A 13,182-nucleotide genomic window follows, 5' to 3' on the forward strand; every position below is an offset into this window, starting at 1 on the left:
CCTCGAAGGCATCGCGCATTCGGTGGCGTCGTGCATCCAATCGAACCAGGCAGTTTCCGGGGTCAAGGTGTCCGAGTTGGTCGTGGGCGGCGGCCTCGCGGGCAGTTCCGCCCTGCTGCAGATACAGGCCGACCTGACCGGCATGCCGGTGCGGCGCATCAAGGAAACCGAGCGGGCCAGCCTGCGCGGCATTGCATTTCTTGCCGGTTCGTCCGGTCTCCTGTGGGATTCGCTGCAGGAGGCCCGCGCCACGCTGACCACCGAGGCCGTGTTCGAGCCCGCGATCGAGCCTGAAGAACGCAGCGCTCGGCGCAGCCTGTGGCACGCCCGAGTGGCCTCGGAACTCGCGCACGTCCGAAATTTCAAGAACGCTACAGCTGGAGAGTTACCAAGATGATGGTTCTGCCATCCCTGTGGTCCGGCAAGGACCGGGCCGCGATGACAACCACCGAACCACTGCGGCTGAATCGGCAGGATCAGCTCACACGGCTCGCTGACGAGCACTTCGACATCGTGATCATCGGCGGCGGCGTGACCGGCGCCTATGCGGCACTGGATGCCAGCTTGCGGGGCTATCGCGTGGCAATGGTCGAGAAGGATGACTTCGCCTTCGGCACCTCGTCGAAGTCCTCGAAGATGGTCCACGGAGGCCTGCGCTACATCGAACAGGGCAATCTGGGCCTGGTGCGCCACTCGTTGCTGGAGCGCCAGCGCCTGCGCCGCAACGCCAGGCACCTGGTGCAGCGCCTGCCGTTTCTCTTTCCTGTCATGGAGCGCGAAGGCGTCTTCGACAAGCGCCTGGCCAAGGCATTCGAGAGCTTGCTGTGGACCTACGACATCGCGGGCGGCTGGCGCGAAGGCATCCTTCACCAGAAGCTGACCAAGGCAGAGGTCCTGTCTCATTGCCCCACCTTCAAGGAAGAGCACCTGACGGGCGGCTTCATGTACTTCGACGCACGGGTGGACGACGCGCGGCTGACATTGAACATCGCGCGAACGGCCGCTTTCCATGGCGCCGTTGTCCTCAATCATTCGAAAGCCGTTGACATCAGCCGTGATGCCCAAGGCAAGGTCGACGGCGTGATCGTCCAAGCTGATCGCCGCGAGATCCGCGCACGCGCAGGCGTCGTCATCATGGCCACCGGGGTCTGGCTGCGCGATTGGGACGGCCGCAAGAAGAACGACGCGCCAACGATGAACATCCGACCCGCGAAGGGCGTGCACGTGGCCATTCCCTGGTTGAAGATCCGGAATGACTGCACCGTGACCATACCGGTACCAGGCCGCAACCGGCGCGCAACCATCACGCGCTGGGGCAACGTCTCCTACCTCGGCACGACCGACGAAGACTATCAGGGCAATCTCGACGACGTGCACTGCACGCGCGAGGAACTCGACTTCCTGCTTGACGGTGCCCGGTCCGCACTGAAGACCGACCTTCGAGCGGAAGATGTGGTCGGCAGCATCGCCGGGTGCAGGCCGTTGGTCGCGCCGCCGGGCGGGAAGACGCTGGAGATAAAGCGTAACCACGAGATTCGCGTGGCGGCTGACGGCCTCGTGACCATCGTCGGTGGCAAGCTCACCACTTCGCGGCACATGGCCGAGCAGACCATTGATGCAGCCCAGAAAGTGATCGGCAAGCGCAACGCCTGCACGACCAAGTCGGCCTACCTTCTCGGGGCGGCCGGCTACGACGCCCAGGCGATCATGGCTTCGGGTGGCCTCTCGGCGCACCTGGGTGAGCGCTACGGCACCGAAGCACGCTTCGTCACTGACCTTCTTCATGAGGACACGAGCCTGCTCCGCCCCATTGTCGAAGGCCTGCCGTATTGCGAGGCGGAAGTCGTTTATGCGGTGCGGCACGAACTCGCTTGCACCGTCGATGACGTGTTGTCGCGGCGCATCCGTGGGCGGCTGATGGCGCGCGACGCCTCGGGCCGCGCAGCGGAGCGGGTCGGCGAAATCATTCAGGCCGAACTCGGCTTGTCCCCCGCGGACGCGGCGCAACAAGTAGCGAGTTACCGCGCCGCGATCGAGCACGAAAAATCCATTCTTATGGGAGAGAAGTAGATGATCAGCAAAGACGCAATTCAACGCGGCTACAACCGCCGCAACTACGTTGTCGGCGCCCACACGCCGCCGGCCTATGCCAAGACGATCACGGACACGGACGGCCCGCCCGGCTTGCAACGGGCGCCCGTCGCAGTGGCCTCGACGTACATCGATGCGCTCTGCAACGTCGCCGACGAAGTGCTTACCGACACTGGCAGTGTGGTGGTGTGGACGCGGGACTGGTGGGCCGGCTCGATGGTCTCGGAAACCGGAGGCAAGCCCGCGACGCCGCAGGCCGTGATCGTGCGAGTCTCAACGGTCGACCAGATCCAGGCGGTCATGCGCATTGCCAATGCAGCCTCGATTCCCGTCACCGTCTCGGCCGGTCGCAGCAACGTGACAGGCGCGGCGCTGCCGGTACGCGGCGGCATCGTGCTGGACGTGTGCGAGCTGAACAGGTTCATCGGCTTCGACGCCGGGAGTCAGATCGTGGAGGTGGAGGCCGGCATGTTCGGCGATGTCTTCGAGGAACTCATCCAACGCGAGCATGGCATGACGATGGGCCACTGGCCCTCATCCTTCGGCATCAGCACCGTCGGTGGCTGGGTCGCCTGCCGTGGCGCGGGTCAGTTGTCCACCCGTTACGGAAAGATAGAGGACATGGTGTTTGGCATGGACGTGGTGCTCGCCGACGGCAGCCTCGTCACGGTGGGTGGCTACTCGCGAGCGGCTGTGGGCTCTGACCTGCAGCAGCTCTTCATCGGATCAGAAGGCACCCTCGGCGTGATCGTCCGCGTGCGGCTGAAGCTGCATCGCCTGCCGGATTTCGGCCGAGCCATCGCCTACGGCTTCGACAGCTTCGCCATTGGCCTCGAAGCCTGTCGGGAGATCATGCAGCGCGGGGCCAACCCGGCAGCGCTGCGGCTCTATGACGCACTCGAAAGCCGAGTGCAGTTCAATCTCGACGACACGCATGTGCTGCTGATTGCCGACGAGGGCGCACCCGAGATGGTGGATGCGGTCATGGCCATCAGCGAACGCGTCTGCAAGGAGTTGGGCCGCACGCTCGACGGCCCGGCTATCTTCGAGCGCTGGCTCGACACGCGCTACCTCACAGGCAAGAGCGCCGAGGGCTTCAAGCGCAGCCCCGGCTTCGTGGCCGACACGCTGGAGATGAGTGGCCGCTGGAGCGACCTGCCTGCCATCTATGACGAGGTCGTTGCGGCGATCAACGCGGTGCCCGGCACGCTGGCGGGCTCCGCGCACCAGTCGCACGCTTACGTGGACGGCGCCTGCCTCTACTTCTCGCTACGCGGCGAGGTGGAAGTCGAGAACCGCGCGCGCTGGTATCGTCAGGCTTGGGACGCCGCGAATGCGGTGCTGGTGCGCCACAATGCCGCATTGAGCCATCACCATGGCATCGGTTTGCTGCGGGCGCCATATATGGCTGAATCGCTGGGCAGCGCATTCCCTGTTCTCCAGGCCCTCAAACGCACACTCGATCCGAAGAACATCCTGAACCCCGGCAAGCTCGGTCTGAGCGACAAGCTGCCCGATACCGAAGACTGAGTTTCATCGAATGGACCGCTCCCTTGGCGCGCGCCTTGCGCGGCATCCGATCATCGCGACGCTCTATGGGGCGGAGCAGATCGACGCCTTCATCGACAGTGCCACCGAGATCGCCATCGTTGCGAACGTGGAACTGCGCAAGCTGCACGGCGTGGTGGCGGCTATCACTCGTGCCGACAAAATCTGTATCGTGAACATCGACAGTTGCGATGGCATTTCGCAGGACAAGGGCGGCGTCGAGTACTTGGCCGATATTGGCGCGACCAGCCTGGTTTCCACCCGCATCGCGACCATACAGCGGGCCAACCGGGCGGGTCTTCTCACGATGCAAAAGGTATTTGTCACTGACCGATCGACTTGGCCACGAAGCGTCAAGGCGCTCGCGCAGAGCGATCCGAATCTCGTTCAGCTCATGCCGGCACCGATGCTGTCGCACATTTCCGCCAAGGAGCGCAATGCGCTGCCGCCCATCGTGGCATCGGGTTTCGTCGGCAGCCTGAATGATGTTCGCAGCGCGCTGGCAGCCGGGGCAGTGGCTGTTTCGACGAGCGACGCCGCGATATGGAACCTCGACACCAAGGCCGTCATCGCCGGTTGACTCCGTTTGTGCCTGCGGGCGCTAATCCCTCGTCACGCGAAGCAACTCGGCGCGCGAGCTGATGCCGGCCTGGACCAGGCGCTCGCCGTCCTCGCGCATCGAGCGCAGGCCGCCGCGTTCGGCAGCGACGAAAAGCTGGCTCTCGGGCGCGCGGTTGTGGATCAGCGACTGCACCGTCTCGTCGGCCACCAGCAGTTCGAAGATGCCGGTGCGGCCCTGGTAGCCGGTCTGGCCGCAGGCATCGCAGCCGACCGGCTGGGCCTCGTGGCCGGCGGCCGGCGAACACACCGGGCACAGTTTGCGCACCAGCCGCTGGGCCAGCACGCCCAGCAGCGACGAGCTCAGCAGGAAGGGCTCGACCCCCATGTCGGTCAGTCGCGTCACGGCGCTGACGGAGTCGTTGGTGTGCAGCGTGGCCAGCACCAGGTGACCGGTGAGCGAGGCCTGGATCGCGATCTGCGCGGTCTCGAAGTCGCGGATCTCGCCGATCATGATCACGTCCGGGTCCTGCCGCAGGATCGCGCGCAGCGCCTTGGCGAAGGTCAGGTCGATCTTGGCATTGACCTGGGTCTGGCCGACGCCGTGCAACTCGTACTCGATCGGGTCCTCGACCGTCATGATGTTGCTGCTGCTGGCATCGAGCCGGCTCAGCGCGGCATACAGCGTGGTGGTCTTGCCCGAGCCGGTCGGGCCGGTCACCAGGATGATTCCGTGCGGCTGGCCGATCAGGTGCTCGAAGCGCGCCAGGGTGTCGCCCTGCATGCCCACCGATTCGAGCGTGAGCTTGCTTTCCGATTTGTCCAGGAGCCGCAGCACGGCGCGTTCGCCGTGTGCCGAGGGCAGGGTCGAGACCCGCACGTCGACCGCGCGGGTACCGATCCGCAGGCTGATGCGGCCGTCCTGCGGCAGCCGCTTCTCGGCGATGTCGAGGTCGGCCATGATCTTCAGCCGCGAGATCAGCGCGGCGTGAAGTGCGCGGTTCGGCTGCACCACCTCGCGCAGCGTGCCGTCGATGCGAAAGCGCACGGACGAGGTCCGTTCGTAGGGCTCGATGTGGATGTCGCTGGCGCCGTCGCGTGCGGCCTGCGTCAGCAAGGCATTCAGCATCCGGATGATCGGCGCGTCGCCGGCCGATTCGAGCAAGTCCTCGACCGCCGGCAGCTCCTGCATCATGCGCGAGAGGTCGGCATCGCCCTGCACCTCGCTGACCACGGCGGCGGCATTCGATTCGCCCTTGGCATAGGCCGCGCTGATGCGCTGCGCGAGCTGCTCGGGCGGCAGCGGTTCGAAGGCCTTGACCTGGTACTTGCGCAGCACCTCGCCGAGCGCGCTGCGCGGCGGCACCCTGGGCATCCAGAGCGTCAGGGCGCCGTCGTCGGCTTCTTCCAGCAGCAGTTGCTGGCCGCGGGCGAAGGCATAGGGCAGGGGATAGCGCATCGGCATGCAGTCGCTACGGCAGTTCGCGCCAGGTCGACGGATCCGCCGTCGGCGGCAATGCGCCCTTGAGCGCCGACGGCGCAAGCCGCTGAACCGGCAGCGCGGGCGGCGGAATCAGCGAGGTGCCCTGCAGCGGCGGGCGCCCGTCGCTCCTGCTCTGGCCCAGGGGCGGCGCCGGGGGCGGCAGCTCCGGGATGATCGGCGCTGAGTTCACGTTGTTCAGCATTATGTTGTCGTCGGGCTGCAGCTGCTGCTGCAGGGACCGCATGTTGTCATAGCGTTCGTTGGTGACTTGGGCGGTCGTGGCCGCGTCGCGCATCACGACCGGCCGCAGGAACATCATCAAGTTCACTTTTTCCCGTTTTCGGGTTTCGTTCTTGAAGAGATTGCCCAGCACCGGGATGTCGCCGGCCAGCGGAATCTTCTCGATGTTGTTGCTGTAGTTGTCCGACAGCAGGCCGCCCAGCATGACCAGGCCGCCGTCCTCGACCAGCACGCTGGATTCGATCGCTCGCTTGTTGGTGGTCGGGCCGTTGGCGTTGTTTTCGGTCCCCGCCTGGACCGTGGAGGTTTCCTGGAACACCGTCATCTTGATGGTGCCGTTTTCATTGATCTGCGGGCGCACGCGAAGCGTCAGACCCACGTCCTTGCGTTCGATGGTCGTGAACGGGTTCTGCCCGCCGGCGGCCCCGGGGTTGGAGAACGAGCCGGTGATGAACGGGACGTTCTGGCCGATGACGATCTTGGCTTCCTCGTTGTCCAGGGTCAGAAGGTTGGGCGTCGAGAGCAGATTGGCATCGGCGTCGCTGCTGAAGAAGTTGGCGATCGCATTCAACACGTAGCCGCTGCCGTATTTTTTTCCGACGCCGATGTTGAGGCCGCTTCCCAGCCCGACCAGCGCCGCCGGATTTTTTGCCGCCAGGGCGGCGGTGAGTGCCAGGATATTCGTGCCGACCCCGCCCAGGCTGGAGTTGGTGCCGATGACGCCATTGTTTCCGATCGCCGACTGCCATTGAACACCGAATTCCGCAGCCTTCGTGGCGGTGGCTTCGACGATCAGCGCCTCGATCATGACCTGCGCGCGTCGACCGTCGAGTTTGTCGATCACGGCGCGAATCTGGCGGTACTGCGGCTCCGAGGCCGTGATGATCAGCGAGTTGGTCGACGGGTCAGCCTGGATCTGGCCGCCGGTCGATGGCTGGTTCGCGTTGTTGACGGGCGTGGTCGCTGCGGCGCTCGCCCCGGCGTTCTGCTGGGTCCCGAGCTGCGCCGCTGCCTGTGCAGGGCCCTGGCCCGGGGTGCCTGCTGCGCCGGAGCCGGCGCCGCCGCGCGCGTCGGCCGATATCGCCGCACGAAGTGTCGTCGCCAGCCTCACCGCATCGGCGTTTTTGAGGTAGACCACATACACGTTGCCGGCCGCGCCGTTGCCGGTGTCGATGGGAGGGCGGTCGAGCTTGTCGATCAGCGTGCGCGCCAGCTGGGCACGCGCCGGATTGGCGGCCCGCAGGATGATCGCGTTGCCGCGTGGCTCGGCGAGCAGCGTGGTGCGAAAGGACGCATCGGCCTGGCCCGGCACCCCGGCGCCGGTGGTCGTCGCACTGCCGCCGCCTTCGAGCAGCCGCGTCACCAATGGCGCCATGTCGCTGGCGATCGAGTACTTGAGCTGGATCACCTCGATGTCGGAGGCATTCGGCACGTCGAGCGCCGCCACGATGCGCGCCAGCCGGCGCATGTTCTCGGCGTAGTCGGTGATCACCAGCGAGTTGTTGCCTGGGTTCACGTTGATCGTGTTGTTCGGCGCGATCAGCGGGCGCAGCACCGGCAGCAGGTTGTTGGCCGACTCGTAGTTGAGCTTGAAGACCTGGGTGATGATCTGGTTGCCTGTGACGCTGGAGGTGGTCGGCGTCGAGGTGGTCACCGTGTTGCTCTGCAGCTTGGCATCGGCTTCGGGCACCACCTTGTAGAGCCCTTCGGATTGCACGATCGCGAAGCCCTGCAGCCGCAGCGCCGAGGCGAACTGGTTGAAGGCCGCGGCCGGCGAGATCGCGCGGTCGGTCTGCAGCGTGATCGTGCCCTTGACGCGGGGGTCGACCACCACGTCGCGACCGGTGACCACTGCCATCGTGCGCGCCACCGATTCGATCTCGGCATTGCTGAAGTTCAGGGTGATCGGTTCGCCGCGCACGGGCGCCGAGGCGTCCTGTGCGAAGGCGGAAGGAATGCAGGCCGCGATCAGCAACTGCGCTGCGAGCGCAATGGTTCCGATGCGGAGGCCGTACGAAGACGTTGGCTTCATGGTCAACCCAATGTGATGAGCGAGCGTGCGCCGTCGCGCCGCCCGATGATGTTCAACAAGTTCGAAAGCACGTCTTCCCGTCCCGGCGCGGCGCTGGCCTCGCCGTCGAAACGCAGTGAGGTGCCGCTCCAGCGGCCGCTGCCGCTGAGTTGCAGGCTGCCTTCGCGGGTGGTCAGCAGCAGGGTCGGCGCTGGCCCCCCTTCGAGGGCCAGTCGGTAGCTGCCCATCGGCTTCAGGGTCGACAGGCTGGAGGAGAGGTCGGTGGCGTCGAGGGTCGCGCGGCCGGCCAGCATCAGCTTCGGACCGCTCCAGCGCAGCACGAAATCTTGCATCGACAGGTCGAGCACGCCGTCGAGCTTGAGCGTGTTCCAGGGTGCGCCGAAGCCGGTCAGCAGCGCGGCGGGCCAACGCGACTGACCGTTGCTCCAGTCGAGCTCGAGGCCATCGGGCCGCGGGCGGCCGCGCAGTTCGAGCGGCTTCGCCGCGCAGCAGGGCAGGTCGAGCGCGGCGGCGATGCCGTCCCAGCGCGGCCGCAGCGTCCAGGCCAGCATGCCAGGCAGCGAGATCGCTTCGGCACCGCTCGCGCCGCTCGAGAACACCACGCCGGCGGTGCCGTTCCAGACCGTGCCGCGCGCATTGACGAGCTGCAGGTGGCCGTTGCTCCACTGCGCCAGGCCGGCGGCCAGCCAGCGCGCCGGCGCGAACGCCGAGAGCGCGAAGGCAACGCCGATCAGCGTCCCGACGGCGGCCCAACGCCAGCCGGAACTGAGGGCGGAATCGGGTGGCGTCGTGACCATCGGGCGGCGTTCAGCGGGCCGGCAGGCCCATGACGAGGGTGCCGTCCCAGCGCGCGCGGGGGGCTTCGGCCTTTGCCGCGGACGCTGCGGGTGTCGCAGCGGTGTTCGGACCGCTGCGCGTCAGATGCGCCTCGCGCGGCACGGCGCGGGCATTGCTGCGTGCCTGGGCGAACCACTGGGCCAGGGCATCGGCGGGCACGGCGCGCAGCGCAACCGTCACGCCCTCGCCGGCACCCGCCGCCTGCAACTGGGCGTTCGGCCCGAGAGTCTGCCCGACCGAGGTCTCGAGTCCGCGCAACGCGTCTTCCCGGCTGGTGCGTGGCTGCGCCTGCAGGGCCTTGGCCTGGGCCTGGAGCTGGCGCATCTGTTGCAGTTGCGCATCGAGCTGCGCATGCTCGGCCGGCGCGGCAGACAGCACGCGCAGCGCGGGCGCCAGCGCCACCCACCAGAGGACGGCGAGCGCCACCAGCGCGATGCCGATCAGGACCAGCCGCTGCTCGCGCGATCCGAGCTCGGGCCACCAGGCCTGCCAGCGTGCCTTGAGCGCTTCGGCCCATTTCATCGCGCCGCCTCCGCCTGTACCAGCAGCAGATCGCCCTCGCTGCGCGCGCTGTAGCCGCGTGACGAGAGGGCGGTCTTCAGGCTGGCGAATTCGGCCGCCGGCAGACCGAGTCCGCGCAGCCGCAGCTGGCCGGCACTGAAGTCGATGGCGGTCGGAACCCTGCCCGGCGGGAGGCTCGCTGCCAGGGCGCCGAGCATCGGTTCGAAGTCTGCCGTGACGACGCCGCCAGTGGCCTGCTGCAGGGCCGCCACTTCGCGCGCCATCTGCAACGGCGCGTCGATCACCAGCTTCACCGAGGGGAAGGTCTGTGTCAGCAGGCTGCGCACGGCCGCGTGCTTGGCGTCCAGGGCATTGCGCTCCTTCCAGGCCCAGGCATTGAGCCCGACCAGCTGGGCCAGCACCAGCACCAGCGCGCCGACGCGCGCGGCGCGCCACTGGCGTCCGTACCACAGCGCGCGCGACACGGCGGCGAGCTTCTTGCTCGCGCGGGCCCGGCCGGTCGAGGCCAGGTCGAACTGGGCCAGGTCCCAGGCCGAGGCGCTGGCCTGCAACCAGCGCTCGGCCGGCATGACGATCGGTACCTGTTGTCCGAACACGCTTTCGGCCAGTTCCGCCACGGCGGGCTCGGTCAGCACGGTGCTGGCGGCAGGCAGCGTGCCGGCGAGCGCGACGCCGGCGCTGTCGAGCGACAGTATGGCGACGCCGTCGACGCCGCAGACGACGCACTGGGCGGCGTCCGGCTCGCCGATGGCGAACAGTATCGAGGGCTCGCCGGCGGCTTGGGGCGTGAATTCGGGAATGATCCGCGTGACCCTGCGACCGGCCGATTCCAGCGCCTGCACCGCGCTGCGCAGCCAGACGCGGTTGCAGACTGCGACCCAGACCGGCACGGCGACGCGGGCATCGGGTTCGAGCGCGAAGTGCAGCGATTCGGGCTCGTCGAGCAAGCGGTCCTCGAGCAGGCCGCCGAGCACCGAGCGCAGGCGCGCCGCGCCGCTCATGCTGCCCTGCGGCAGCGTGACCTGGTGCCACGACAGCGCCGCGGCCGGCACGCCGAGGATGACTTCATCGCTGCTGGGCAACAGCGACGGCGGCGCGCTGCCCTGGGAACGCAGCTTGCGGCCGTCGCTGGACCAGACCGCCCAGCCGTATTCGGCTGTGGCCGAACCGGAGGCGAGAGGAATAGTTACAAGCAGCAAGGCCAGGCCATGGAGAAAAGAGAAGGATTGCTATTGTAGGGAGAAGGTTGCAGTGTCTGCTACAAATTTAATAGCACCTCGCTCAGGTAGAACGGGCGCTCCGCTTATCTTTACCTGATCGCCGCGACGAAGCCCGCGGCGTCACGGTTTGGCCCCCGAGGGCGTCGCGCCGGCGCCACGCTCGCGCCACACCATCCGAACGTCGAGGTTGTCGCGCTGCAGCAGGGTTTGTTCTTCGACCCAGGTCTTGTCGATGCGCAGCCGCGCTTGCACTTCGAAGAATCGGGTCGACACGCTGTACTGCTCTGACGCGAACTTGTCCGAGCTTTGCGGGATCAGCAAATTGGCGTCAGCCACGGTCTTGAAATAGCTTCGTGTGCGGGATTCGACCAGTCGCTTGGCGCCCGCCAGGTCGAGCGAGGGCAGGCTCGCGAAGATGGCTTCGGCGCTGGCGGTGTTGAGATTGAGCGGCGTGCGCACCGGCAGCACCGTGACATAGGGCTCCAGTGCCGCCACGGTGGCAGGCGAGAGCCCGAGCCACACCAGTTGCGCGGTGCGCTGCGGAACCAGCGGCGCGTCGGCGGGTGCGGCGCCCGAATCGGGGGGCGCTCCGCTGCCTGTGTTTGCGTTGGTGTTGCCGGTCGTGCTGGGGGGTAACCCGGCTGCCGGCGTGTTGGCCGGGTCCGGCACGCTGGCGTTCGCGGGCAGGGCCTGCTGCAGGTTCTGGGTCAGTTGCGCGACTTCCCCCGCCGGCAGATTCAGCAGTTGGAACAGCTTGGTGAAGCTCGCCACCGAGGCGGCGACCGGCTTGCCGCCGTTCACCAGGTTCAGCACGTTGAGCTTGGATTGGGCATCGGTGATGCGGCCCGAGAGAAAAGCCTCGGGCAAGCCCTCGAGCGCATCGCTGGCGATGTTCTTCTCGGCCGTCAGGAAGGTGGTCAGCTTTGCCTCCTCGAGCGGCACGGCCCAGGGCTCGGCGAGATGGTCGGCACCGCCGCTGGCGCCGGCGGCGCGGGCATCCTCGCGCAGGATCAGCCGCGACCAGTCGAGGGCGCCGATCAGCACCAGGCCAGCCTGTGCCCGCGCCCGCTCGGCGGCCTCGATCTCGGCCGAGCGCCATTGCTGCCAGAGCGCCGCCGCGGCGAAGGTCGCGACCAGGGTCACGGTCAGCATGGCGGTCAGCAGCGCGGCACCGGCCTGGCGGGCGAAGCGATGGYGGGTCATGACTTGGACACCGTCACTGACGGCCTCATCCAATCGCGCGTGACCAGGCCGGTCAGCGCCGGTCCGGGCGGCAGACTCAGGACCAGGCGCACGCCGTCGGGCAGCGGCGTGCTGGCGCCGAGCGCGGCGGCGCCCACGGCCGGGCCCCAGGCGTTGTTGCGGAAGTACGAGAGTTGCCAGCTGTCGAGCGGAATCAGGTCGACGTCGGCGCCGATGGCAGAGCTGCCATCAGAAGCCCAGCTACCGGCACCGGCCCAGGCCTGCTGCCACTCCGCGCGCGTCGTGAAGCCCGGTGACTGCCAGCGCCGCCAGTGGCTGCCGCCGGCGGCGTCGGGGCGCAGGGTCCAGGCGACCACGTAGACCACCGGCGTCGCGCTGTCGGTGCTGCGCCGGGTCAGGCGCAGCACGCGGCCATCCCAGTCGATCGGCGAGGTCTGCGAAAGCGCCACCATCGCGTCGAGGTCGGCGCCCCACWGGGCCAACGTGGTCTGCAGCGTCAGCACCGCATCGCCCCGCTCGCGGTTCTGCGACTGCGCGCGCCCCATGGCGTCGAGTCCGCGCCAGCTCATCAGCGCCAACAGCGCCATGGCCGCGATCGCGACCAGCAGTTCAATCAGCGTGAAGCCGCGGGTCCGGCGCATCAGTAACGCCCCACCACGGTCGACAGCCGCAGCACCGGCGCCTCGTCGGCATCGCGCACCTGGACGTCGACGCGGCGGAAATTCGGGTTCAGCGTCGGCGTCGTCGAGACCGTCACGCCGAAGCTCTGGTTGGCCTGGGCGCAGATCAGGCTGGCATCGCCCACCGCCGGCAACTGGCGCGCCAGCCGTGCCTTGATCAATTCGTTCTCGGCGCAGATCTGCGCCAGCATCGCATCCGACTGGCGCTGCGCGTTGCGCGTCAGCGCCATGGTGGCCTGGGTGCCGGCCATCAACGCGATCGCGACGATGCCGAGCGCCACCAGCACCTCGATCAGGGTGAAGCCGCGCTGCCGCTTCACGGCGAAACGACCGCGAACGGTCGCAATCCATCGGTGCCGATGCGCAGGCTGCGGCTCGGCGGTCCCTCGGTGCTGAGCACGACCTGCTGCGCCGCGATGATCGGATCGGGCCCCAGCTGCAGGGCGCCCGCGGCCCTGCCGTTGGCGCCGACCGCCTGGGCCGTGATGCCCTCGGCCAGCCAGCCGGTCGGCAGCGAGCCCGGCGGCAGGCCATCGAAGCTGAAGTTGCCCGGCCCCTCGGGCGTGAGCCGCCAGCGCACCGCCATGCCGCTGGCGCGCGACTGTGCGCGGGCAGATTCGAGCAAGGCCGCGAGCCGTTCGGCTTCCCGGTCCAGGCTGGCCTGGCCCGAATCCCGCAGCGAAAGCCCGACGCCGGCCGTGGCCAGCGCGATGATCGCGATCACCACCAGCAGCTCGAGCAGCGTGAAGCCGCCGGTCTTGGTACGGG

13 protein-coding genes are annotated in these 13,182 nt (G+C 67.8%); 4 read left to right on the top strand and 9 right to left on the bottom strand.

Annotation, left to right across the window (positions count from 1 at the left end; all coding sequences use genetic code 11):
- From AC1D2K_RS16775 to AC1D2K_RS16790, 4 genes are all read left to right on the top strand, one after another.
- The coding region (locus AC1D2K_RS16775) for an FGGY-family carbohydrate kinase (RefSeq protein WP_478089966.1) at positions 1-397 on the top strand (397 nt) is incomplete at its 5' end.
- Complete coding sequence (locus tag AC1D2K_RS16780; RefSeq protein ID WP_478089967.1) at positions 394-2,070, top strand: glycerol-3-phosphate dehydrogenase/oxidase; 1,677 nt, start codon at positions 394-396, stop codon at positions 2,068-2,070. The genes AC1D2K_RS16775 and AC1D2K_RS16780, both read left to right, overlap by 4 nt.
- On the top strand, positions 2,071-3,621 hold the full coding sequence (locus tag AC1D2K_RS16785; RefSeq protein WP_478089968.1) for an FAD-binding oxidoreductase: 1,551 nt from the start codon (positions 2,071-2,073) through the stop codon (positions 3,619-3,621).
- Between the two features lie 10 nt (positions 3,622-3,631).
- Complete coding sequence (locus AC1D2K_RS16790; RefSeq protein WP_478089969.1) at positions 3,632-4,219, top strand: glycerol-3-phosphate responsive antiterminator; 588 nt, start codon at positions 3,632-3,634, stop codon at positions 4,217-4,219.
- A 21-nt stretch (positions 4,220-4,240) separates the two neighbouring features.
- Here AC1D2K_RS16790 and gspE read toward each other — a convergent pair whose 3' ends face one another.
- From gspE to AC1D2K_RS16835, 9 genes are all read right to left on the bottom strand, one after another.
- The gene (gspE, locus tag AC1D2K_RS16795) at positions 4,241-5,656 is read right to left on the bottom strand and encodes a type II secretion system ATPase GspE (RefSeq protein ID WP_478089970.1); all 1,416 of its coding nucleotides are present in this window, start codon (positions 5,654-5,656) and stop codon (positions 4,241-4,243) included.
- A 13-nt stretch (positions 5,657-5,669) separates the two neighbouring features.
- Entirely contained in the window at positions 5,670-7,952 is a 2,283-nt protein-coding gene (gspD, locus tag AC1D2K_RS16800) for a type II secretion system secretin GspD (RefSeq protein WP_478089971.1), read from the bottom strand.
- Positions 7,953-7,954: 2 nt separating this feature from the next.
- Positions 7,955-8,749, bottom strand: coding sequence for a type II secretion system protein N (gspN, locus tag AC1D2K_RS16805; protein WP_478089972.1), 795 nt, complete (start codon positions 8,747-8,749; stop codon positions 7,955-7,957).
- 10 nt (positions 8,750-8,759) lie between these two features.
- Positions 8,760-9,311 carry a type II secretion system protein GspM gene (gene gspM, locus AC1D2K_RS16810; RefSeq protein ID WP_478089973.1) on the bottom strand — a complete coding sequence of 184 codons (552 nt, stop codon included), beginning with the start codon at positions 9,309-9,311 and terminating at the stop codon, positions 8,760-8,762.
- Positions 9,308-10,510 carry a type II secretion system protein GspL gene (gene gspL, locus AC1D2K_RS16815; protein WP_478089974.1) on the bottom strand — a complete coding sequence of 401 codons (1,203 nt, stop codon included), beginning with the start codon at positions 10,508-10,510 and terminating at the stop codon, positions 9,308-9,310. Before gspL ends, gspM begins: the two co-directional genes overlap by 4 nt.
- 141 nt (positions 10,511-10,651) lie before the next feature.
- The gene (gene gspK / locus AC1D2K_RS16820) at positions 10,652-11,734 is read right to left on the bottom strand and encodes a type II secretion system minor pseudopilin GspK (protein WP_478089975.1); all 1,083 of its coding nucleotides are present in this window, start codon (positions 11,732-11,734) and stop codon (positions 10,652-10,654) included.
- Positions 11,731-12,375 carry a PulJ/GspJ family protein gene (locus tag AC1D2K_RS16825; RefSeq protein ID WP_478089976.1) on the bottom strand — a complete coding sequence of 215 codons (645 nt, stop codon included), beginning with the start codon at positions 12,373-12,375 and terminating at the stop codon, positions 11,731-11,733. The genes gspK and AC1D2K_RS16825 overlap by 4 nt, the downstream gene beginning before the upstream one ends.
- Complete coding sequence (gene gspI / locus AC1D2K_RS16830; RefSeq protein WP_478089977.1) at positions 12,375-12,734, bottom strand: type II secretion system minor pseudopilin GspI; 360 nt, start codon at positions 12,732-12,734, stop codon at positions 12,375-12,377. Before gspI ends, AC1D2K_RS16825 begins: the two co-directional genes overlap by 1 nt.
- Positions 12,731-13,182 (bottom strand): prepilin-type N-terminal cleavage/methylation domain-containing protein (locus tag AC1D2K_RS16835; RefSeq protein WP_478089978.1); only part of this gene is annotated, 452 nt, incomplete at its 5' end. The genes AC1D2K_RS16835 and gspI, both read right to left, overlap by 4 nt.

Source organism: Variovorax sp. P1_H12_2 (genome assembly GCF_056405335.1).